Raw genomic sequence first — 21778 nt, forward strand, 5'->3', positions numbered from 1 at the left:
CCATGAAAAAAATTATTTTAACCATTAACTTACTTTTCGGATGGTATATATCCGCACAAGTGAATTCGGTTTTAGAGCCCAAAGATTTTTTACAAAAATTAAAAAATTCAAATAGTATATTGATAGATGTCCGCACACCTGAAGAATTTGAAACCGGACATATCAAAAATGCTATCGACTTAGATTACAGAAATGCTTCTTTTAGTGATAAAATTCGTAAGTTGGATCCTTCTAAAACATACATGATCTATTGTAGATCAGGAAAACGTTCCGCTTCAACGGTTGACTCTCTAAAAAACTTAGGGTTTACTCATCTATACGACCTTAAAGGGGGAATCAATGCTTGGAAAACTGAAAATTTACCGGTGGTGGGTGAAGCCGAAGACAAAATATCTAAAGAAGAATTTAAAAAAATGATTTCTTCTGATCGCATAGTTTTAATTGATTTTTATGCTCCGTGGTGCGGACCTTGTTTGAAAATGGAACCTATGTTTAAAAATTTAGCTGAAAAATATAAAAACAAAGTGAAAATTATCAAAATTAACAGCGATGAAAATAAAAATTTAGCTAAACCCTATATTAAAGATGGTTTTCCAAAATTAATAGCTTATAAAAACCAAAAAACGCAATGGGAAAAAGTAGGATTGATCGATGAAGAAGATCTTATACAAAGTATTGAAAAATTAATAAATTAAAATCTTACCTATGAAAGAATATTTTCTTATAACTATTTTAATTTTTTCAATGGCAATAGGATCCGGCTGTACTACTGCCGTGATATCCGGTAAAGCCACCCCTGACGGAAGACCTTTATTATATAAAAACAGGGATACGACCACCCTACATAGTCGAATGGTTTATTCCAATCGTGGAAAATATTCTTTTATAGGAATGACTAACCCCGAGGATAAAGAAAATAAAAATATACTGAACGGACATAATAGTGCCGGATTTGCCATCATGAATTCTGACAGCTATAACCTCAATTATCCTGAATTGAAAGAGGATCAAAGACAAGATGGAGAAATAATGAGACTTGCACTGGAAACTTGTTCCACTCTTGAAGACTTTGAAAACTTACTTTCTAATCTTTCTAAACCTTTGCGCTTAAGTTCCAATTTCGGAGTTATTGATGCACACGGTGGTGCTGCTTATTATGAAACAGGAAATCAGGGATTTGTTAAATACGACGCTAATAATCCTGATGTGGCACCGTTTGGATATCTGATACGTACGAATTATTCTTTTTCAGGCAAACCTGAAGATGGTAAAGGATATAGTAGATTCCTTCGCGCACAGGAATTGTTATATTCGGCTTCTCTTACTAATTCTCTTACTCCGAAATACTTTTTACAAAATGTTTCCAGATCTTTAGTTCATGGTTTGACCAAAGTTGACTTGACCAAATATCCTGAGCAATTTTCAGCTTTCAGAGATTTTATACCTCGTTATTATACAGCATCCGTGGTAGTTATTCAAGGAGTTAAACCTAACGAAACGCCTTTACTTACTACAGCCTGGACTATTTTAGGTTCTTCGCTGGGCTCTGTTAGCATTCCTTTATGGTTAAATTCCAATCAAATATTTCCCAAAGTTTTAACTGCTGATTCAAACAATTCGACACCAATGGATGAATGGGCCACAACAATAAAAAAGAAATTATTTCCCATACAAAAAGGAGAAGGATCTGATTATATTCATGTTCCTACTTTAGTATCGGTTTATCCTAAACTTATATCGATTGAAAATGAAATATTGGAACAATCGGGCGTGCTTCTTAATGAATGGAGAAATGAGGGTAAAATTAATACTAAAGAATTAATTAATTTTTACTCTTGGATTGATAAATACATCCATGATAAATATTATCCGTTAACACGATAAAAATCACTTTTTTTCAATCCGGCTGATTATTTTTTATTACACCTGTTTAAATTTTAAAAAATTTCATTGAAAAAGTTTCTGCAGGTGTATATTTTTTATTCTTTGGAATCTAATCGATTTATAAGCATAAATAAAGGATATTTTTTCGATTATGGCAAAAAACGTTAAATTTGCTTTCATATCGATATGAAAAATAAACCTACGCATTACGGATTATTATTGGCAGCAACTACTCTTATTTTATTTTTTGCTGTATATTTTTACTTTATAGGATTTAATTATTATATAATTAGTATTCAGGTTAATTTTTTTGTTCTTCCTGCTCTTTATACGTTAGCATCGATACTTTTGCTATATAAACTGACTAATTATGAAAAACTTTCTTTTCTAACGTGTTTACAATATTCATTTACGACGATGTTTATAGGAGGTACTCTTTCCTTCCTTTTTATAGCTTTATTTTTCAATTATATAGATCAAGATGCGCAACAACTTTTGCAAAATCAAGGATTAAATAAAATGTTGGAAAATCTTACTTCCGAATATGCATCCATTGAGCACCCAACAGAAGAAATTACGTTAAAATATAAGGAATACGTAAACAATATTCAAACAAGAATAATTGAAAAGGAATCTTTTTTCACGTTTAAAAATTCCTGCATTATTTTAAGTGTGCTATACTTTTTTTACTTTATAATATCCGTACTTTTGTCAATATTTTTTAGAACCAGAAAACCTAATGCAACTATCTATAGTCATTCCCCTGCTCAATGAAGCAGAATCATTGCAAGAATTATTGAATCGCATACAAGCCGTATGTGAAAAAGAAAACTATACTTATGAAATCATTTTCGTAGATGATGGTAGCACCGACTTATCCTGGAAAATCATTTCAGAATTCAGCCAACAATATGCGGAAGTAAAAGGTATTAAATTTGCTAAAAATTACGGAAAATCTCAAGCTTTAAATGCTGCTTTTAAAGTAGTGAAAGGAGAAGTAATCATAACTATGGATGCAGATTTACAAGATTTTCCAGAAGAAATTCCTGCACTTAGGAAAATGATTGTTGAAGATGGTTTTGACCTGGTTTCCGGTTGGAAGAAGAAAAGATACGACAATGTTCTAACAAAAAACCTTCCTTCTAAATTATTTAATAAAGCCGCTCAAATAACTTCAGGGGTCAAATTGCATGATTTTAATAATGGGTTAAAAGCTTATAGAAATGAAGTAGCTAAAGCCATCGACGTACACGGCGATATGCATCGTTACATACCTGTATTGGCGAAAAATGAGGGATTTACTAAAATAACTGAAAAGGAAGTACCTCATCAAGCGCGATTGTATGGAAAATCAAAATTTGGTGCCAATCGATTCGTACGCGGATTTTTAGATTTAATTACCGTTTGGTTTATGTCCACCTTTGGAACAAGACCTATGCATTTTTTTGGTTTTATTGGTACTTTAATGTTTATTATCGGTTTTATATCCTCCGCTTGGATAGGCATCAATAAATTAATAAAAGTATGGAAAAAAATTCCTGCTCAACTGGTTACTAATGATCCTTTGTTTTACATAGCTTTAACTATGATGATTTTAGGTACTTTGTTATTTATTGCCGGATTTTTAGGAGAATTAATCGTACAATTAAAACGAGGAAAAAAAGATGATTATACGGTTTCACAATATCTAAATATTAATTAACATGAAAAAATTAGTACATTATAGCATTTTATGTATACTATCTATCGTTTTACTTTCTTGTTCTCGTTCTATTAAAGGAGAAGGAGAAGTAACCACCAAGGAACTTAAAATTAGTCCCGTAAAAGAAATTTTAGCCAATGGCTCCTATAGATTGATCTATTTATATGACAGCAATAATCCGAGAATTGTAATAGAATCTTATAAGAACTTGATCGATAATTTAAAAATTGATGATTCCAACGGAAAACTAACTATCTCTGAAATCGATAACGTTAAAGATCCTGACCTCTATAATGTATATATTTACAATCCTCAGATCGAAACATTTGACATTCATGATCTTGTTAATGTTGACATAAACTCTCAATTACGAGTTTCAAAATTATCCATTAATTTAAATGATGTTTCTAAACTTATAGCCAACACAGTGATTACCGATGAATTAAATGTAAATGTGAGGGATGTTTCCAAGATAAATTTAAAAGGGACTAGTAATACATTACATTTAACTGCCAGTGATACAAGTGACTTTACTGCGCCGTTTTTAGAAGTATCTGAAGCAAATGTTGAGCTTTCCGATGTTGCCACTGCAGAAATAAATGTAAAAAGCAAATTGGTTGGAAGAATATCTGACAATACGAAAATAACAGTAATTGGTAATCCCGCTAAGAACATTCAACAAAAAGATCTCGCGGTTATCAATTTTAAATAATTATAAATTTAACATTATTATTATATGAATTCATTAGAAATTGCAAAAACATGGTTACAACCTCCTTTTGATGAAGAAACTCAAAAGGCTGTACAAAACTTAATTAATTCTAATCCAAAAGAATTGGATGATGCTTTTTATAAAAACCTCGAATTTGGAACGGGAGGAATGCGTGGAATTATGGGTATAGGTACAAATCGGTTGAATAAATATACCTATGGTCAAGCAACCCAAGGTTTGGCTAACTACCTGCATCAGCAATTTCCTGATAAAAAAATTACAGTAGCCATAGCTTTTGACGTGAGACATAACAGCGACACGTTTGCTAAATTGGTAGCTGATGTTCTTACTGCCAATGGTATATATGTTTACTTATATAAAGAATTTCGTCCCACACCGGAACTGTCCTTCACCGTACGTAATTTAAAATGCGATGCAGGGATTGTATTGACAGCTTCTCATAATCCACCGGAATATAACGGTTATAAAGTATATTGGAATGATGGAGCTCAAATTGTTCCTCCTCATGATTCTGCTATTATAAAAGAAGTTCGTTCGGTTGATTTTGCCGATATTAAATTTGACGGTGATGATTCCAAAATTACCTATTTAGGGGAAGAAGAAGATAAAAAATTTATCCATGCCGCGGTTGAAAATACTTCCTATTTAAAAGGTAAAAAAGACTTAAAAATTGTTTATACTTCCTTACACGGAACTTCCATAAAAATATTGCCTGATGCTTTGGCCGAAGCAGGTTTTGAAAATGTATTTATTGTACCGGAACAAAAAAATCCCGATGGAGATTTTCCTACTGTAAAATCCCCAAATCCGGAAGAACCGGAAGCTTTATCGTTAGCTTTAAAATATGCCGAAGAACAAAATGCTGATATCGTATTCGGTACCGACCCCGATGCAGACCGTTTAGGAGTAGCCGTACGCGGTTTAGACGGTAAATTAGTACTTTTAAACGGGAATCAAACCAACACGGTTATTACTGACTATATTTTAGGAAAATGGAAAAAAAACGGTAAAATAGACGGTAAACAATTTATCGGTTCAACTATTGTTACTTCTGACATATTTTTTCCTTTAGCTAAATATTATGGGGTAGAATGTAAAGTTGGTTTAACCGGTTTTAAATGGATTGCCGATTTGATTAGAAAAGCTGAAGGTAAAGAAAAATTTATTTGCGGCGGTGAGGAAAGTTTCGGTTTTATGCCAAGTGACTATGTTCGCGATAAAGATTCCATTTCATCAATTTTAGTTGCTTGTGAAGCGGCTCAGGAAGCTAAAAATGAAGGTAAAACTTTATTTGATAAATTGATTGAAATATACACCAAAGTAGGATACTATTATGAAGAATTGGTTTCAATCGTTAAAAAAGGTAAAGATGGAGCAGAACAAATCGCGAAAATGATGGAAGAATTTAGAAGTAATCCTCCTAAAGAATTAGTAGGTGAGAAAATTGTTAAACTAGATGATTACCAATCTTCCACTTCTTTAAATTTGATTACGGGTGAAAAAACACCAATTGATATTCCCAAATCAAATGTATTAATATTCTACACAGATAAAGGAACTAAATTAGCTTGTAGACCTTCAGGAACTGAACCGAAAATTAAATTCTATTTCTCCGTGCAAGATACGTTATCTTCTAAAGATGAATTTGAAAGCAAATTGAGCCATGCTCAAAATAAAATTCAAAAAATTAAAGAATTTTTAGAAAAATAAAAAATCTAAATAAAAATTCCGATAAGTATTTATCGGAATTTTTTTTGCATTTATATTTTTGATTAAAACGTTTTAAAATAAACCTTCTACAGAAAAATATCTTTCTCCGGTATCGTAATTGAATGTTAAAATTTTAGCATTTGAAGGAAGATTCAATTCTTGTATTTTTTTAGAAACAGCAGCCAAAGAAGCTCCGGTGGATATACCACCTAAAATTCCTTCTTTTTTAGCTAAAAGCTTTGCATAATTAAATGCTTCATCTTTTGTAATTTGTATGGAACCGTCAAGAATTTTTGTATCTAAAGTTTCCGGTATAAATCCTGCACCAATTCCTTGAATTGCATGAGGTCCGGGATTTCCTCCTGCAATAACAGGAGATTCAGTAGGTTCTACTGCAAAGATTTTTACAGAAGGAAATTTTTGTTTTAATACTTCGCCTACTCCGGTAATATGTCCTCCGGTTCCCACTCCGGTAATTAGAACATCTATTCCATCCGGAAAATCCTGAACAATTTCTTTAGCGGTTGTTTGTGCATGTATTTTAGGATTGGCTTGATTTTTAAATTGCTGAGGAACAAATGAATTTGGTGTATTTTTTTGTAACTCTTCCGCTTTTTCAATAGCTCCTTTCATTCCTTTTTCTCTGGGAGTCAATACCAATTCAGCTCCATAAGCGGCTGCAAGTCTTCTGCGTTCAATTGACATGGATTCCGGCATAACTAATATAACCTTATACCTTTTAACCGTTCCCACCCATGCTAATCCCACTCCTGTATTTCCCGAAGTCGGTTCTATAATGGTTCCACCGGGTTTAAGAATTCCTCTTTTTTCAGCATCTTCTATCATTGCTAAAGCAATTCTGTCCTTGATACTTCCTCCGGGGTTTTGTTTTTCTAGTTTAATGTATACTTCATGATCGGGAAATATTTTGGGTAATCTCACATGGGGAGTATTTCCTATGGCTTCTAAAATACTATTTATTTTCATGACGATTTGCTTTTAAATTTTATGGTTATTATAAGTTTTAAATTACGTAATTAATAGGTTCTTTGAAATCCTTCACGGTTTTAATTTTCATTTCTGAAGAATAATACACCAATGTGTAAGGAAGTATGGATTTTGTTATCCATACATTACCTCCAATAATTGAATCATGACCTATAACTGTATCTCCCCCTAAAATGGTAGCTCCTGCATAAATCACTACATTATCTTCAACGGTAGGATGTCTTTTAACTTTAGACAGATTCTTGGTTACATACAAAGCTCCTAAAGTTACTCCCTGATATATTTTAACGTTGTTTCCGATAATGGTTGTTTCTCCAATGACTGTTCCCGTACCGTGATCTAAAAAAAAACTTTCTCCTATTTGTGCTCCGGGATGTATGTCTATACCTACTTTGGCATGTGCATATTCAGAAAAAATACGAGGTATTATAGGAACCTCCAACCTATGAAATTCATGGGCAATACGATAAGCTGCCAACGCAAAAAAACCGGGATATGCCAATACTACTTCTTCCAATGAATCTGCTGCCGGATCATTCTTATAAAAGGCATTTGCATCCTTATATAGTGCTTCCTGAATCGAAGGAATTTTATCAAAAAAAGTATTTACTATTGATTCTGCAGCCTTAGTATTGATAATTTTAGAAATATTTTCCAATAAGATATTATAAACGGATGTAAGTTCTTGCTCTATTTTACGTCGATTTTTTCTCTCACATACCGGAAACATTTTGGAAAATAGTATTTTTACTACCTGTTCTAATTCTTTTTTATTTATAGGCAAACAGATTGGATGAAGTTCTAATCGATCAATAAGTTCATTTATTTTTTTTTTCATGACTATTTTTGGATTATAGTTGATTTATGAAAGAGAACCTTAAATAAATCTTTGCTATCCTATTATTGCGATAAACAAATCTATAAAAATATTTTAAAACCTATTTTATTTTTTTTATAATATTTAATTATTGTCAAATAGTAGACCAATATATTTTATAAATAAAATATAAAATAAGATTTAATGTATAAATATTTATTATTTTATGTTTAAATATTATTTTCTTTACATTTTAATATCTTTCAATTAAAACTTTATCTAAAATAAAAAAGGCCTTTTTCAATTGAAATAGGCCTTTTTATTTAAAAGATATTGGTATCTTATTTTAATAAGTCTTTCATTTTTTGTTGTTCTTCTCCTGCTAAATATTCATCAACAAGAATCTTTCCGCTGTGTTCATCCAAAATAATTTTTTTTCTGGAAGCAATTTCAACTTGTTTTTGAGGAGGAACGGTAAAGAATGATCCTACCACAGCACCACGATCAATGCTGGTTATAGCTAAACCATTTTTAGAACTTTTTCTAATACGACGATAGCTATTTAATAATCTTTCGTCAATTTTAGAAGCAAATTCTTCCGATTTTTCCAATAAGAAATTTTCTTCTTTTTCAGTTTCTTTTATCAAATTGGACAATTCGGAATTTTTAAATTTAAGATGTTCTTGGAAATTAGATAATTTGGTACGTTGTTCTTCTATCTGAGTTTTTTTAAACTCAATTTTAGCATTAATTTCTTTTATTTTTTTATTTTGTAATTGAATTTCCAATTCTTGATACTCAATTTCTTTTGTTAATGCTTCAAATTCACGATTGTTACGTACATTATCTTGCTGTACTTTATATTTTTTTATTTGAGCTTCTGAATTTTTGTTTAATTCATTTTTTACTTTAATCTCATTATTCAGATGAACTACTTCATCTTCCATTTTCCCTATTCGTTTCTCCAATCCGGCTATATCGTTTTCTAAATCTTCCACTTCAATAGGTAATTCTCCTCTTAAGTTTCTCAATTCATCCAGGCGGGAATCTATGATTTGTAAATCATATAATGCTCTCAACTTTTCTTCAACAGTAGTATTATCTGCTTTTTTCTTTATCATAGGGTTGATTATAATTATTTTTTGGAATTTATGTTTATATCTTATTAAAGTTTACAAAGTTACTAAATTTTATAATATGTTTCAATAGCATGAGGTATTTGCTTAACGAACATTCATCGTTTAGTTAAATTATTAATTTATTATTTAATATAGTTACTTTATATTAAAAATATGCTTAAGGAAAAATAATAATCTTTTAACTTCTATTATTTACAGTATAGTTGATTAATCCTGTAATACCATATTTTATGATTGATCTAAATTAATTGTCACAATTTTATAAAAAAGGAGTTTTAAAACTCAACTATTATTTAAAGTAATAGTTTATCGGATTTGTATTTATTTCAGAGAGTGAAATATCGATATTATTTAGTTTTTCACGTAAATAATTATGCAATAAATTTTTAGTGAACTGCTCGCTTTCATAATGTCCGATATCTGCCAGAAGAATTTTTCCTTCTGCTTGGAAAAACTCATGATATTTTATATCTGCCGTCACAAAAACATCTGCTCCGGCATTTAACGCGTTTTTTATTGCAAAGCTACCTGCTCCCCCTAGAACTGCTACCTTTTTGACTTGTTTATTTTTTAAATTGGTATGGCGAATACATGAGGTAGGCAAATTTTCTTTAAGAAATGATAAGAATTGTTCTTGAGATAATGAGGTTTCCAATTCTCCTATCCTACCCATACCTAATTCTTGATTTACATTATCTAAAGTGAAAATTTCATAAGCAATTTCTTCGTAAGGATGAGATCTTCGTAATGCTTCTAAAACGGTTGCTTGTTTAAAATCCTCAAATATTACACTAATCAATACCTCTTGTACTTCTTCAATTACGTTTTTTTTGCCAATAAAAGGATTAGAATTTTCTGTTGGTAAAAATGTGCCGGTTCCTTCAACTCTAAAACTGCAATTTTTATAATTCCCTACTTCTCCTGCCCCGGCTTTAAATAATGCATGTTGTACTTGGGTAAAATGCGTCAAAGGAACAAATGTTTGCAGCTTTTTAATGCTTCTAATTTTAGGAATTAACGGTTTACTGTTTTTAATATGCAAACGCTTACATATTTCATAATTAACACCTTCTTTAGCTATATCTAAATTCGTATGAATGGCATAGATTGCTATATCATTTTTGATGGCTTTAATAACTGCTTTTTCAACGTAATTTTTACCGGTAATTGATTTCATACCCGAAAAAATTATGGGATGAAAGGTAACAATCATATTGCAATTTTTTTGAATTGCTTCGTCTACTACTTCATCTAAACAATCCAGGGTTATTAAAATGCTTGATATTTCAGCTTGAAGGTCTCCAACTAATAAACCAACATTATCAAAGTTTTCTGCATTGGACTCAGGCGCCAGTTGTTTTAAAAGTTCTGCAACATCTGCTACTTTCATATTTTAAATAATTTTTCTTATCAAAGATAAGATAAGAAATAAAATAAGCCAAGAATTTAAGCAATAAAAAAACTGTCAGTTTAACTGACAGTTTTTTGTATTGTATTTACTTTTTACAAATTATATTATTCTTCTGCAGCAACTCCATCGGAAACTACATCAAAGGAATAGTCATATTCAACGGTTCTGTGTAAACGAATTTTTGCTGTATATTTTCCTAGTCTTTTAATAGTATTTCCAGGAATTTTAATGTATTTTTTATCTACATTAACTCCGGCTTTTGCTAATGCTTCTGCTAAGTCTGAATTATTAATAGAACCGAACAATTTATCTCCGGCACCTACTTTTGCAGGAATAGAAACTACTACTTCTTTTAATTTTGCAACGATATCGTTAGCTGCTTTAACTTGAGCTGCTTCTTCTGCTTCTCTTTCTTTTAAAGTAGCTTCTAATGCTGCTTTATTTTTAGGAGTTGCTAATAAGGCAAATCCTTTAGGTATTAAAAAGTTACGAGCATAACCCGGTTTTACGCTAACCACGTCAAACTCTAGTCCTAAATTTTCAACGTCTTGTTTAAGAATTACTTCCATGATCTCTTTTTTTCTTTAAATTAAGGTTTTAATTGATCTCCAACATATGGCAATAATGCTAAATGTCTTGCTCTTTTAATTGCTTGAGATACTTTTCTTTGAAATTTTAAAGATGTTCCGGTAAGTCTTCTTGGAAGGATTTTACCTTGCTCATTTACAAATTTCAATAAGAAATCAGGATCTTTATAATCAACGTATTTTATACCGTATTTTTTAAAACGGCAATATTTTTTTTCTGTCTTAGTCTCAATATCTAATTGACTTAAGAATTTTACTTCACTGACATTTCCTCCTGCTGCCTGTTTTGCTAATTCATCAATTGCCATGTCTTATTTTTTTAATGATTTAACTTTTTCTTCTCTTTTTCTAGCCCATTCTACCCCGTGCTTGTCTAATTTCACAGTTAAGAATCTTAGTACTCTTTCATCTCTCTTGAATGCTAATTCTAATGTATTAACAATTTCTCCGGGAGCTTGAAACTCAATCAGATTGTAAAATCCATTTCTTTTAAGTTGAATTGGATATGCTAATTTTTTTAATCCCCAATTTTCCTGGTTTACAATAGTTGCATTGTTTTCTTTGAGTAAAGCCTCAAATGATTTAACTGCTTCCTCTACCTGAGAATCAGACAGAACGGGAGTTAAAATGAAAACAGTTTCGTAATGATTCATAGATCAAAATTTTTTAATTATTTTTTTCGAAGTGCAAATATATAGATTTTTATTGGTTTTGCAAAATGAAATCTACATATACATATATAGATTGATTGAAAAAAATGATACCTATTAGAGTTAGCTAATTATATTTTCTCAAATGGTTAATTAAACCATATTCAACCTTCTTACTCTATATATAAATAAATTGCCTCTTTAATAAGTTCTTTTTCCACAGAAATATCATAAACTGCTTGTCCTATTTTTTCCAACAAAACAAATTTAATTTCCCGATTCACATTTTTTTTATCGTTTTGCATGAATGAAAAAATATCATCAAAATAGTCTTTCTTCAGATTTAATTTAGGATACAAGGAGGAAATATATAGCTTAATCTCTTCATATTCGGGATAAGAAAGAAAGCCTTTTTTCATGGAAATATAACTTTCTACAATCATTCCCATGGCTACCCCTTCTCCATGCAAAATAGGGGTGTTATTTTCTAAAAAGAAACTTTCTACTGCATGACCTACGGTATGACCAAAATTTAATATTTTCCTTAATCCTGATTCGGTAAAATCATTTGAAACTACTTTCTTTTTTATTTCAATACTGGATTTTATCAATGGTTCTAAATAATCCGGATTACGATCATCTAAGCGAATTATTTCTTCCCAGTATTTTTTATCTGCAATTAGTCCGTGCTTAATAATTTCTGCAAAACCGCTTAAAATTTGCTCGGTAGGAAGCGTAGTAAGGAAACCAACATCTACGTGGACTAATTGAGGTAAAACAAAGTTACCAATTTGATTTTTATGACTGCCTAAATCAACGCCCGTTTTTCCTCCAATGGAGGCATCCACCATTGCTAAAAGTGTGGTTGGAATATTTATGAAAGGAATTCCTCTCTTGTAACAGTTTGCTACAAATCCTCCCATATCCGTAAGTACTCCCCCTCCAACATTTATCAGTAAGGCTTTTCTATCTATTTTGAGTTCTGTTAAAGCCTCCCATAAATTTATACATATATATAAATTTTTATTATGTTCTCCTGAATCAATTTCCAAAATTTCAATTTCAGCAGAACTTTCAATTTCAGTAATAATTTTCGGGTAGCATAGCTCATGCGTATTTTCATCCACCAAAAAAACTATTTTGGAAGGTTGATAGCTTTGAATATACTTATTGATTTCTTTGATTCCTTCAACTCCGTAATATATAGGATTTATAAAATTCATAACTCGTTATGATTGGCTTATTAGTTAGTCATTTCTTCGATTATTTCCTAAAAATATCATGACAAAATAAATTAATTGAGCTAAAGACCCGGCAGCTGATACTAAATAAGTTCTTGCTGCCCATTTCAAAGCATCTTTACATTCATCATATTCACCGGGTTGAACGACATGATTATTTTCTAACCACTTTAATGCTCTGTTACTGGCATCATATTCTACCGGTAAGGTGATAAATGCAAAAAGGGTAGTTATGGCAAATAAACCTATTCCAACTCCTAATACAATCGTATTTCCGGAAAACACCATAATAGCTAACCCTGCTAATAATACCCATTGTAGAAATTTAGAACTAATACTTACTATGGGAACTAGTTGGGAACGTAATTGTAACATGGAATATCCAACGGCATGCTGTACGGCATGTCCGCATTCATGAGCAGCCACCGCTGCTGAGGCTGTAGACCGCTGGTTATAAACACCTTCAGATAAATTGACGGTTTTATTTACCGGATTGTAATGATCTGTTAACATTCCGGGAGTTGATGTAACTTTAACATCGGTTATTCCATTATCTCGTAACATCTTTTCTGCAATTTCTTTTCCGCTCAACCCATTGGATAACCTTGTTTTGGAGTATTTTTCAAATTTTGATTTTAATTGTCCTTGAACAATCGTACTTACTATGAAAATAATTGCTGTTATTAATAAATAAATGGGATCGTTTACCATAATTGTTTAAATTCTTTATAGACTTATTATTCTTGTAAATTTTAAAATTAATTTATACTAAGTATATTTGCTAAAATTATAACTTTTTAGTTGTAAAACCAAAAAGACTTGTAAATCTAACAGTACATGAACAAAATTAGTATTAACGAGGTTATCACGAAATCAGATTTAAAAAATTTTGTAACATTTCCAACTAAACTCTATAAGAATAATCCTTATTATGTACCGGCGCTAATTTCTGAAGAAATGGCAATTTTCGACGAAACTAAAAATCCTGTTTTTGAATTTTCAACATGTAAAAAATTTCTTGCCTACAGGGATAATGAAATCGTTGGAAGAATTGCTTTGATTATCAATAAAAATGAGGAAAAATTTTCCGGTATAAAGAAACTACGATTCGGTTGGTTTGATGTTATAGATGATCTTGAAGTTACCAAAAGACTTTTAGATAAAGCTTATGAAATGGCTGAGGAAAAGGGTATTCAACGAGTTGAAGGACCGGTTGGTTTTACTAATCTTGATAAGGCGGGATTTTTAAGTAAAGGATATGATAAATTAGCAACTATGATTGGTATTTATAATTTTCCTTATTATCATGATCATTTTAAAAAATTAGGTTTTACTGAAGCTAATGAATGGGTTGAATTTTACATTGAAGTTGTTAAAGAATTACCGGATAAAGTTATTCGGTTCTCCGACTTATTAAAGCAAAAATATAAATTAAAATCTTTACAGTTTAAAACGAAAGATGAATTAATTGAGCGAGCGGATGAAATTTTTAAATTGTTAGAAGATACCTACAAGGTTTTACCCACTTATGTTCCCTTTTCAGATAAGCAAATACAATATTATAAGGAAAAATACATTCCATTTATAAATAAGGATTATGTCATCTGTATTGCAGATGAAAGTAATAATTTAGTGGGTTTTGCCATAACCATGCCTTCCTATTCCGTAGCCTTACAAAAAGCGAAAGGAAAATTATTTCCATTCGGATGGTATCATTTACTAAGAGCTTCCAAAAATAATGAATGGGCTAATTTTTATTTGATAGGCATCCATCCCGATTATCAAAAGAAAGGAATTACTGCCATTGTTTTGAAAGAATTCTTTGATTTGTTTAACAATAAAGGTGTTAAATATTTGGAAACTAATCCTGAATTAGCAGATAATAAAAGTATTCAATTATTATGGAAGGATTATAATCCTATCAATCATAAAAGAAGGAAAACATACTATAAGGAAATATAATATTTTTGTCTTAATTTGAAATTTTACCAAAGGTAATTCTGAATTATAATAATTATGAAAGATTATTAACGTTTACGGATCAATTAAGCTCGTAATATATCTTTATTTTTTTTGGGATAAATAGTTTTCGGAATATATTCTGATACAAAATATTAATATAGTAGATGAGATTATAAAATAAAAAAACAGTTCGAAACGTACGCTTCGAACTGTAAATTATACTTAAAAATATTTGACAATTATTCTGCCTTAATATCATTTACAATACTGGCATGTAGAAATTCTCTGTTCATTCTGGCTATATTTTCAAGAGAAATTCCTTTAGGACACTCAACCTCACAAGCACCTGTATTGGTACAGTTACCAAATCCTTCTTCATCCATTTTTCTAACCATATTTAATACCCTGCGGGTAGCTTCTATTTTACCTTGAGGTAATAATGCATATTGAGAAACTTTAGCAGAAACAAACAACATGGCTGATCCATTTTTACAAGTAGCCACACAAGCTCCACAACCAATGCAAGCGGCTGCAGCAAATGCTTTATCTGCTTTTTCTTTTTCAATTGGTATCGCATTGGCATCAATTGTATTTCCTGAAGTATTCACAGAAACAAATCCTCCGGCATGTTGAATTCTGTCAAATGCAGTTCTATCAACAATTAGATCCTTAATTACAGGAAAAGCTGCTGATCTCCAAGGTTCAATAACAATAGTTTCTCCATCATTAAACATTCTCATGTGTAATTGACAAGTGGTTATTCCTCGATCCGGACCATGAGCCCTTCCATTTATATATAGTGAACACATTCCGCATATTCCTTCACGACAATCATGATCGAATGCAACGGGTTCTTTATCTTGTTCTACTAATTGCTCATTTAGCATATCTAACATTTCTAAAAATGAACTTTCAGTAGATACTCCTTCTAATTTATATTCTTCAAATTTTCCTTTTTGTCCCCTACCTGCTTGTTTCCAAACTTTTAGTGTTAGGTTTAATAATTTTCCTGCCATTTTTTTATTTTTATTTACAGGTTATTTATAATTTCTTGCTGCTATTTTAATGTATTTGTAATTTAGATCTTCCTTATGCAGAATTTCTTTATTTAAATCTTCACCATTATACTCCCAAACGGCTACATAAGAATATTCTTCATCATTACGCAGCGTTTCACCGTCTTCTGTTTGGTATTCAATTCGGAAATGTCCTCCGCATGATTCATTTCTATTTAATGCATCCATGGCCATCAATTGACCTAATTCTAGGAAATCTGCCACTCTACCCGCTTTTTCAAGTTCCATATTAATTGTATTATCGGAACCCGGTACTTTAACATCTCTCCAAAATTCTTTTCTGATTTCTTCTATTTCAGAGATTGCTTCTTTCAATCCTTTTTCATCCCGAGCCATACCTACTTTGTTCCACATGACACGACCTAATTTTTTATGAAAATAATCAACGGTTTTAGTTCCTTTATTGGTTAGAAAATGTTGAATTCGATCTTTGACTTGTTTTTCAGCTTCTACGAATTCAGGTAAGTCTGTTGATATCGGTCCGGTACGTATATCATCGGCTAAATAGTCAGCAATAGTGTACGGCAAAACAAAATACCCATCGGCTAACCCTTGCATTAAGGCTGACGCTCCTAAGCGGTTAGCTCCATGATCAGAGAAATTAGCTTCACCCGTTACAAAACAACCCGGAATGGTACTCATTAGGTTATAATCAACCCAAATTCCTCCCATAGTATAGTGCACTGCAGGATATATTTTCATTGGAGTTTCGTATGGATTATCACCCGTAATTTTTTCATACATGGTAAATAAGTTTCCATATTTTTCTTCAACTACTTTTTTTCCTAATTTAATAATTTCTTCTTGTGATGGATTGTGAATATCCAGCTCATTTGCTTTTTCTTTACCGTATTTTACAAAAGATGAAGAAAAATCCAAATAAACTCCTTCTCCGGTAGCATTATTTTCGATTCCGTATCCTGCATCACATCGTTCTTTTGCCGCACGTGAAGCCACATCTCTTGGAACTAAATTTCCAAATGCCGGATATCTTCTTTCCAAATAGTAATCCCTGTCTTCTTCAGCTATCTCTGTTGGTTTCAATTTTCCTGCACGTATAGCTTGTGAATCTTCAATTTTTTTAGGTACCCAAATTCTTCCGTCATTTCTTAAAGATTCTGACATTAGGGTTAATTTAGATTGTTGATCACCATGTACCGGAATACAAGTCGGGTGAATTTGTGTAAAACAAGGATTACCAAAGGCTGCCCCTTTTTTATGTATTTTCCAAACTGCTGTTCCATTGGATCCCATGGCGTTGGTTGATAAGAAAAATACATTTCCGTATCCTCCCGATCCAATAACAACCGCGTGAGCAGAGTGTCTTTGTATTTCTCCGGTAACCAGATCTCTGGCTATTATTCCACGAGCTTTTCCATCAACCACAACCAGATCGAGCATTTCATGTCTATTAAACATTTGTAAACGCCCTTTACCTATTTGTCTGTTCATTGCGGAATAAGCGCCTAATAATAGTTGCTGTCCGGTTTGTCCTGCTGCATAAAAGGTTCTTTGTACCTGTGTACCCCCGAATGATCGGTTATCTAATAGTCCTCCGTATTCTCGTGCAAAAGGTACTCCTTGTGCCACACACTGGTCTATGATTGAATTGGAAACTTCAGCTAGTCTGTATACGTTTGCTTCTCTCGCTCTGTAATCTCCTCCTTTAATTGTATCATAAAATAATCTGTAAACGCTGTCGCCATCATTTTGATAATTTTTAGCTGCATTGATCCCTCCTTGAGCTGCAATGGAGTGCGCACGTCGCGGGGAATCTTGATAACAGAAAGCTTTTACATTATACCCCATCTCTGCTAACGATGCTGCTGCTGCACCTCCCGCTAATCCTGTACCTATTACAATTATATCTATTTTTCCTCGGTTATTGGGCGCAACCAAACGCATATGATCTTTATGATTTTTCCATTTTTCATGGATATCTCCTTCCGGTATTTTTGATTCTAATTTTATACCCATAATAGTATTTTCTTAAAATAATTTAAATTAAACCATTGCCTTTGAAGTAAAAATAAATTGCAATTGCGGCAAATCCAACTGCGATAAATATAAAATATGCTTTTCCCAGTATTTTAATAACAGGAGTATAAATTTTATGATTAAATCCTACTGACTGGAAAGAAGATGCAAATCCGTGACTTAAATGCAATCCTAAAAATATAAAAGCCAAGACGTATATTAAGGTATATACCGGACTTTTAAATAATTCTGTCACTAATAAATAATCATCTCCTACCGTACCGAATTTAATGGGAACAAAATAATTATAAAGGTGTAATAATAAAAATATTAAAATTAACAACCCTGTATAAATCATAGTTCTTGAATTAAAAGGAGTGTTTGCTGAAAACTGATTTACGGCATAACGTTCTTTTCCTCTTGCTTTTTGATTTCTGGAGGTTAATATAATTCCTAAGAAGATGTGATAGATAAAGCCAAAAGCCAGTACATATTGCATGATCTGGATTAAGGGATTAGTTGCCATAAAATGTGACGCCTGATTAAAAATCACTTCTTCTTTAGGCAATAATTTTCCTTCATTATCTGTATTACCTGCAAATAGAGTTAAATTTATTCCTAAATGCACCAGTAAAAAAATCATGAGAAAAAAGCCTGTTAAAGCCATCATAAACTTTCTTCCTATGGAGGAAGAGTAAAATCTTGTCATAATACTTTAATGTTTAATTTTGGAATACAAATTTAAAAAACGTCTAACCCTGTGTGTTATGACTTATATCACCTTTCGTTCTTTTAGAATGCATCTAAATAATTTATTTCATCCGTATATAATTGTATATAAAAACAAAAAAACTATCTCTTTTAGAAAGAGATAGTTTTACTATTATTGTAAATAATTATAAAATTATTGTGGCAATCTGAATGCTACGGGTACTCTAAAATAAGATCTTACCGGTTGATTATTTACTTTGGCCGGAGTCCACATTTTACTGGTTTTCTTAATAGCTGCAATAGCTACTTCATCTAACCCGTCACCCAATTTTTTACCGGCAACCTGAACATCGGTTACGCTACCGTCTTTTTCTACCACGAAACGTACGGTTATTTTACCTTCAGTTCCATTATCTATTGCTCGATCTGTATATTCCATATAACGGGCAATAAATTTACTTACTTCTTTCAATCCTCCTCCTTTAAATTCGGCTTCTTGATCTACTTGAGTAAATACTTTGTTAGGATCTGCTGGAGGGATTGGCGGTGGTGGTGCCGGAGGTACATCATTTTTAGGTCCATGAGATATGGCTGCATCTGTTGTATTTTTTCCCTCTTTATCTTCTAATCCAATTGCCTTGTCTTTGGTATCTTGAACTTTAGGAACGGTTTCTTCTTTAACCACAACCTTTTTAGGTTCAGGGATAACCATTTTTACTTGAGCCACTTCATCTTGCTGTACGGGTGGTGGCGGTGGCGGTTCATCTTTAGGTTCAAAGATTTCTTCTTTTTCCTCTTCAGGAGTTTGTATATCCGTTAATTCAATATTTACCGCCTTTTGTACTTCTCCGCTGTTAGCTTGCCATCTGTTATAAAAATATAATAACAAAACGAATGCAATAAAGATAGCCGTTCCTATAATAAATGCTCTTGTCAGATATTTTCTTTCTGTATTTCTTATCCAATAGGCTCCATAGTCTTTATTTTTATGTTCAAAAACTATGTCGTCTAAGGACTTCATATTATTTTCTGCCATTCTTTTAATTTTTCGTTAGTTATTAACTTTTTCTTTATATACTGCTTTTTCTTTTGAAGAAAGCTCTTTAATTCCGTATCGATCAGAATTAGTAATTTCCATTTCATCTAATATATCCACCAAGTTCTTATAACTTGAATCATCGGTAGGTTTTATAATTACAGTGAATTTATTTTGATCTGCTTGTTTCTGAGCTCGTAATATTTCTTTACGTATTCCTTCTTTTGAATAATCGGATTCCATCAGAGTGGAAGCATTTAAATCCTGTTGTTCCTGTTGATGCCAATATATTTTATCGTCTTTTCCTAAAATTATAGTTAACGAATTCTTTGTTTTAATTTCAGGAATATTAGAAGGGGGGATTTCAACCTTGGGTGGCATGTTTAAATGCATGATATTCGGTTTACTGAATGTGGTTGTAAACATGAAAAATGTAATTAAAAGGAAACCTAAATCACACATCGGTGCCATATCCACATTAAGGTTCATTTTTTTAGCCCTTACCTTTCCATCCCCTTTTCCACTATTACTTGTATCTACGCCTGCTGACATATTTTTCTTTTTCGTTAATGGGTTAATTTAATTACATTATTCCGGTTTACTTTCGGCTGAAGTAATTAATTGAAATTTATTCATATTCTTCTCCTGTAATCTAGATAAAAGATTTTTAAATACAGGATATTGCGTATTAACATCACCTTTGATCCCTAAGTCTAATGAATCGCCATTTTTCTTAGCTATTTCTCTAGCTTCAAAAACCCAATCGGTAATTTCAGGTTTTGCACTGTCTGCCGGTATTCCCTGAACTTTTACAGATTCTCTTTGTCCTTCCGGAATATTTAAATATTGCTTAAGACCGGTTATTGATACCCCGAAATCCGTTAATTTTTTAAATTCGCTTTTTTCTCTATCCGTAAAATTGATGCCATACTTCTTTCCCATTGCATCGAGCAATTGAACTTTGTATTTTTCCTCATCCATTGAGAAATAGTATTTTCCATCTGAAGTTATAGATATCTTCATCATTCCATGATCTCTGACTTTAATTTGAGATATAGATGAAGGCGGATCAATGGTTACCGTTTCTTTAGGCTTAAATTGTGTTGTCAAGATAAAGAACGTTAACAGCAACCACGCCAAATCACTCATTGGCGTCATATCTATGTGTATCCCGTGTCTTTTTGGTTTAACTCTTGCCATATTATTTTTTAAGTTTTTAAAATAATTTTTAATCTTATCTTTTTAATTTTCTTTACTCTTTAAAGAAAATTAGAAACTTAATTAATGGTGAGCAGAAAAAGACTGTTGAATACTTAAACCTATTTCATCAATTTTGAAAGTTAAAGTATCTATTCTTGATGTAAAATAGTTATAAGCAATTATAGCAAGTGCTGAAGTACCAATACCTAATGCCGTGTTTACTAAGGCTTCAGATATACCTACTGATAAAGCAGCGGCATCCGGAGACCCACCTCCTTCACCTAATGCAAAGAATGCTTTGATCATACCGATTACGGTTCCCATTAAGGCAACTAATGTACCGATTGATGCTATTGTTGCTAAAATAGTCATATTTTTCTCAAGCATTGGCATTTCCAATGAGGTAGCTTCTTCTAATGTTTTGTTTAATGAAACTAATTTTTGTTCTTTATCTAAAGTTGTATCATTAGCTAATGCTCTATATGAAATTAACCCTTCTTTTACTACATTTCCTATAGAACCTTTTTGTTTATCACATAATGAAATGGCATTATTGATATCGTTTTTATCTAATAATACACGGATATCATTTACAAATTTTGTTAAGCTGTCTGTTCCTTCCGCTTTTCCAATGATAAAAAATCTTTCAATTGAAAATACGATAACCATAAGTAAAAAGGAAATCAAAAAAGGAACAATCACACCCCCTTTATGGATAATACCCATAAATGTTTTAGGGTCGCTATCGGTAGTATCACCTTTAAAATTTGAAGGTGCACCTAGTACAAAGTGATAAATGCATTCTCCTATAGCTATTAAAATAATGATCGTAATAAAAGGATTTAATCCTCCTACTCTAGTCTTTGAATTTGTTTGGGTTAATTGTTGTTTTTCCATCTGATATATAAATTAATTTTTTAACTATTCGTAAAAA

At 31.8% G+C, this 21778-nt stretch carries 23 protein-coding genes; 7 read left to right on the top strand and 16 right to left on the bottom strand.

The genetic code is table 11. From position 1 onward, the window contains the following. Positions 1–2: 2 nt before the first annotated feature. The 6 genes from GYM73_RS05165 to GYM73_RS05190 all read left to right on the top strand — a co-directional run bounded on the left by GYM73_RS05165 (position 3) and on the right by GYM73_RS05190 (position 6029). Positions 3–695, top strand: coding sequence for a thioredoxin domain-containing protein (locus tag GYM73_RS05165; RefSeq protein WP_220233178.1), 693 nt, complete (start codon positions 3–5; stop codon positions 693–695). A 10-nt stretch (positions 696–705) separates the two neighbouring features. Then, positions 706–1884, top strand: coding sequence for a carcinine hydrolase/isopenicillin-N N-acyltransferase family protein (locus GYM73_RS05170; RefSeq protein ID WP_220233179.1), 1179 nt, complete (start codon positions 706–708; stop codon positions 1882–1884). 186 nt (positions 1885–2070) lie between these two features. Further along, the gene (locus GYM73_RS05175) at positions 2071–2658 is read left to right on the top strand and encodes a DUF4199 family protein (protein WP_220233180.1); all 588 of its coding nucleotides are present in this window, start codon (positions 2071–2073) and stop codon (positions 2656–2658) included. Then, positions 2624–3586: a glycosyltransferase family 2 protein gene (locus tag GYM73_RS05180; RefSeq protein ID WP_160543233.1), complete on the top strand. Its 963-nt coding sequence runs from the start codon at positions 2624–2626 to the stop codon at positions 3584–3586. The genes GYM73_RS05175 and GYM73_RS05180 overlap by 35 nt, the downstream gene beginning before the upstream one ends. A 1-nt stretch (position 3587) precedes the next feature. Continuing rightward, positions 3588–4298 (top strand): GIN domain-containing protein, encoded by a 711-nt coding sequence (locus tag GYM73_RS05185; RefSeq protein ID WP_220233181.1) that lies wholly within the window; start codon positions 3588–3590, stop codon positions 4296–4298. Positions 4299–4322: 24 nt separating this feature from the next. Then, complete coding sequence (locus GYM73_RS05190) at positions 4323–6029, top strand: phospho-sugar mutase (RefSeq protein WP_220233182.1); 1707 nt, start codon at positions 4323–4325, stop codon at positions 6027–6029. A 72-nt stretch (positions 6030–6101) separates the two neighbouring features. On the opposite strand, the gene cysK is transcribed toward GYM73_RS05190, so the two are convergent. From cysK to GYM73_RS05235, 9 genes are all read right to left on the bottom strand, one after another. Continuing rightward, on the bottom strand, positions 6102–7016 hold the full coding sequence (gene cysK, locus GYM73_RS05195) for a cysteine synthase A (RefSeq protein WP_220233183.1): 915 nt from the start codon (positions 7014–7016) through the stop codon (positions 6102–6104). A 37-nt stretch (positions 7017–7053) separates the two neighbouring features. Further along, positions 7054–7875: a serine O-acetyltransferase EpsC gene (gene epsC / locus GYM73_RS05200; RefSeq protein ID WP_160543229.1), complete on the bottom strand. Its 822-nt coding sequence runs from the start codon at positions 7873–7875 to the stop codon at positions 7054–7056. A 320-nt stretch (positions 7876–8195) separates the two neighbouring features. Beyond that, a complete protein-coding gene (locus tag GYM73_RS05205; RefSeq protein ID WP_105298147.1) occupies positions 8196–8972 on the bottom strand; it encodes a zinc ribbon domain-containing protein in 777 nt (258 codons plus the stop codon). A 310-nt stretch (positions 8973–9282) separates the two neighbouring features. After that, positions 9283–10383, bottom strand: coding sequence for a Nif3-like dinuclear metal center hexameric protein (locus GYM73_RS05210; RefSeq protein WP_220233184.1), 1101 nt, complete (start codon positions 10381–10383; stop codon positions 9283–9285). Positions 10384–10508: 125 nt separating this feature from the next. Next, entirely contained in the window at positions 10509–10973 is a 465-nt protein-coding gene (rplI, locus tag GYM73_RS05215; protein WP_105297734.1) for a 50S ribosomal protein L9, read from the bottom strand. Between the two features lie 20 nt (positions 10974–10993). After that, the gene (gene rpsR / locus GYM73_RS05220; protein WP_055425972.1) at positions 10994–11299 is read right to left on the bottom strand and encodes a 30S ribosomal protein S18; all 306 of its coding nucleotides are present in this window, start codon (positions 11297–11299) and stop codon (positions 10994–10996) included. Between the two features lie 3 nt (positions 11300–11302). Further along, positions 11303–11644 (bottom strand): 30S ribosomal protein S6, encoded by a 342-nt coding sequence (gene rpsF / locus GYM73_RS05225; RefSeq protein ID WP_105297735.1) that lies wholly within the window; start codon positions 11642–11644, stop codon positions 11303–11305. A 170-nt stretch (positions 11645–11814) separates the two neighbouring features. Next, entirely contained in the window at positions 11815–12864 is a 1050-nt protein-coding gene (aroB, locus tag GYM73_RS05230) for a 3-dehydroquinate synthase (protein WP_160565031.1), read from the bottom strand. Between the two features lie 24 nt (positions 12865–12888). Further along, a complete protein-coding gene (locus GYM73_RS05235; RefSeq protein ID WP_220233185.1) occupies positions 12889–13593 on the bottom strand; it encodes a zinc metallopeptidase in 705 nt (234 codons plus the stop codon). A gap of 126 nt (positions 13594–13719) precedes the next feature. On the opposite strand from GYM73_RS05235, the gene GYM73_RS05240 reads away from it, so the two are divergent. Beyond that, the gene (locus GYM73_RS05240; RefSeq protein WP_220233186.1) at positions 13720–14844 is read left to right on the top strand and encodes a GNAT family N-acetyltransferase; all 1125 of its coding nucleotides are present in this window, start codon (positions 13720–13722) and stop codon (positions 14842–14844) included. 239 nt (positions 14845–15083) lie between these two features. Here GYM73_RS05240 and GYM73_RS05245 read toward each other — a convergent pair whose 3' ends face one another. The 7 genes from GYM73_RS05245 to GYM73_RS05275 form a co-directional block, all read right to left on the bottom strand. Beyond that, the gene (locus GYM73_RS05245; protein ID WP_220233187.1) at positions 15084–15860 is read right to left on the bottom strand and encodes a succinate dehydrogenase/fumarate reductase iron-sulfur subunit; all 777 of its coding nucleotides are present in this window, start codon (positions 15858–15860) and stop codon (positions 15084–15086) included. A 21-nt stretch (positions 15861–15881) separates the two neighbouring features. Beyond that, the gene (locus GYM73_RS05250; RefSeq protein ID WP_160543225.1) at positions 15882–17897 is read right to left on the bottom strand and encodes a fumarate reductase/succinate dehydrogenase flavoprotein subunit; all 2016 of its coding nucleotides are present in this window, start codon (positions 17895–17897) and stop codon (positions 15882–15884) included. Between the two features lie 22 nt (positions 17898–17919). Beyond that, positions 17920–18606, bottom strand: a complete 687-nt coding sequence (locus GYM73_RS05255; protein WP_160543224.1) for a succinate dehydrogenase cytochrome b subunit — start codon at positions 18604–18606, stop codon at positions 17920–17922. A 195-nt stretch (positions 18607–18801) separates the two neighbouring features. Then, positions 18802–19644 carry an energy transducer TonB gene (locus GYM73_RS05260; RefSeq protein ID WP_160543223.1) on the bottom strand — a complete coding sequence of 281 codons (843 nt, stop codon included), beginning with the start codon at positions 19642–19644 and terminating at the stop codon, positions 18802–18804. A 15-nt stretch (positions 19645–19659) separates the two neighbouring features. Beyond that, on the bottom strand, positions 19660–20196 hold the full coding sequence (locus tag GYM73_RS05265; RefSeq protein WP_160543222.1) for a biopolymer transporter ExbD: 537 nt from the start codon (positions 20194–20196) through the stop codon (positions 19660–19662). 36 nt (positions 20197–20232) lie between these two features. After that, positions 20233–20844, bottom strand: coding sequence for a biopolymer transporter ExbD (locus tag GYM73_RS05270; protein WP_105297743.1), 612 nt, complete (start codon positions 20842–20844; stop codon positions 20233–20235). A gap of 81 nt (positions 20845–20925) precedes the next feature. Next, entirely contained in the window at positions 20926–21741 is an 816-nt protein-coding gene (locus GYM73_RS05275; RefSeq protein ID WP_160543221.1) for a MotA/TolQ/ExbB proton channel family protein, read from the bottom strand. Positions 21742–21778 lie beyond the last annotated feature (37 nt).

The organism is Apibacter sp. ESL0432, from assembly GCF_019469225.1.
Taxonomy (GTDB): domain Bacteria; phylum Bacteroidota; class Bacteroidia; order Flavobacteriales; family Weeksellaceae; genus Apibacter.

Bases quoted from the DNA above. Each gene is read 5' to 3' on its own strand.
- GYM73_RS05260 (WP_160543223.1), bottom strand. From the start codon at position 19,644: ATGGCAGAAAATAATATGAAGTCCTTAGACGACATAGTTTTTGAACAT.
- GYM73_RS05250 (WP_160543225.1), bottom strand. From the start codon at position 17,897: ATGGGTATAAAATTAGAATCAAAAATACCGGAAGGAGATATCCATGAA.
- GYM73_RS05265 (WP_160543222.1), bottom strand. From the start codon at position 20,196: ATGTCAGCAGGCGTAGATACAAGTAATAGTGGAAAAGGGGATGGAAAG.
- GYM73_RS05165 (WP_220233178.1), top strand. From the start codon at position 3: ATGAAAAAAATTATTTTAACCATTAACTTACTTTTCGGATGGTATATA.
- GYM73_RS05190 (WP_220233182.1), top strand. From the start codon at position 4,323: ATGAATTCATTAGAAATTGCAAAAACATGGTTACAACCTCCTTTTGAT.
- GYM73_RS05185 (WP_220233181.1), top strand. From the start codon at position 3,588: ATGAAAAAATTAGTACATTATAGCATTTTATGTATACTATCTATCGTT.
- rplI (WP_105297734.1), bottom strand. From the start codon at position 10,973: ATGGAAGTAATTCTTAAACAAGACGTTGAAAATTTAGGACTAGAGTTT.
- cysK (WP_220233183.1), bottom strand. From the start codon at position 7,016: ATGAAAATAAATAGTATTTTAGAAGCCATAGGAAATACTCCCCATGTG.
- epsC (WP_160543229.1), bottom strand. From the start codon at position 7,875: ATGAAAAAAAAAATAAATGAACTTATTGATCGATTAGAACTTCATCCA.
- aroB (WP_160565031.1), bottom strand. From the start codon at position 12,864: ATGAATTTTATAAATCCTATATATTACGGAGTTGAAGGAATCAAAGAA.
- GYM73_RS05240 (WP_220233186.1), top strand. From the start codon at position 13,720: ATGAACAAAATTAGTATTAACGAGGTTATCACGAAATCAGATTTAAAA.
- GYM73_RS05275 (WP_160543221.1), bottom strand. From the start codon at position 21,741: ATGGAAAAACAACAATTAACCCAAACAAATTCAAAGACTAGAGTAGGA.
- GYM73_RS05180 (WP_160543233.1), top strand. From the start codon at position 2,624: ATGCAACTATCTATAGTCATTCCCCTGCTCAATGAAGCAGAATCATTG.
- rpsR (WP_055425972.1), bottom strand. From the start codon at position 11,299: ATGGCAATTGATGAATTAGCAAAACAGGCAGCAGGAGGAAATGTCAGT.
- GYM73_RS05235 (WP_220233185.1), bottom strand. From the start codon at position 13,593: ATGGTAAACGATCCCATTTATTTATTAATAACAGCAATTATTTTCATA.
- GYM73_RS05255 (WP_160543224.1), bottom strand. From the start codon at position 18,606: ATGACAAGATTTTACTCTTCCTCCATAGGAAGAAAGTTTATGATGGCT.
- GYM73_RS05270 (WP_105297743.1), bottom strand. From the start codon at position 20,844: ATGGCAAGAGTTAAACCAAAAAGACACGGGATACACATAGATATGACG.
- rpsF (WP_105297735.1), bottom strand. From the start codon at position 11,644: ATGAATCATTACGAAACTGTTTTCATTTTAACTCCCGTTCTGTCTGAT.
- GYM73_RS05170 (WP_220233179.1), top strand. From the start codon at position 706: ATGAAAGAATATTTTCTTATAACTATTTTAATTTTTTCAATGGCAATA.
- GYM73_RS05210 (WP_220233184.1), bottom strand. From the start codon at position 10,383: ATGAAAGTAGCAGATGTTGCAGAACTTTTAAAACAACTGGCGCCTGAG.
- GYM73_RS05175 (WP_220233180.1), top strand. From the start codon at position 2,071: ATGAAAAATAAACCTACGCATTACGGATTATTATTGGCAGCAACTACT.
- GYM73_RS05245 (WP_220233187.1), bottom strand. From the start codon at position 15,860: ATGGCAGGAAAATTATTAAACCTAACACTAAAAGTTTGGAAACAAGCA.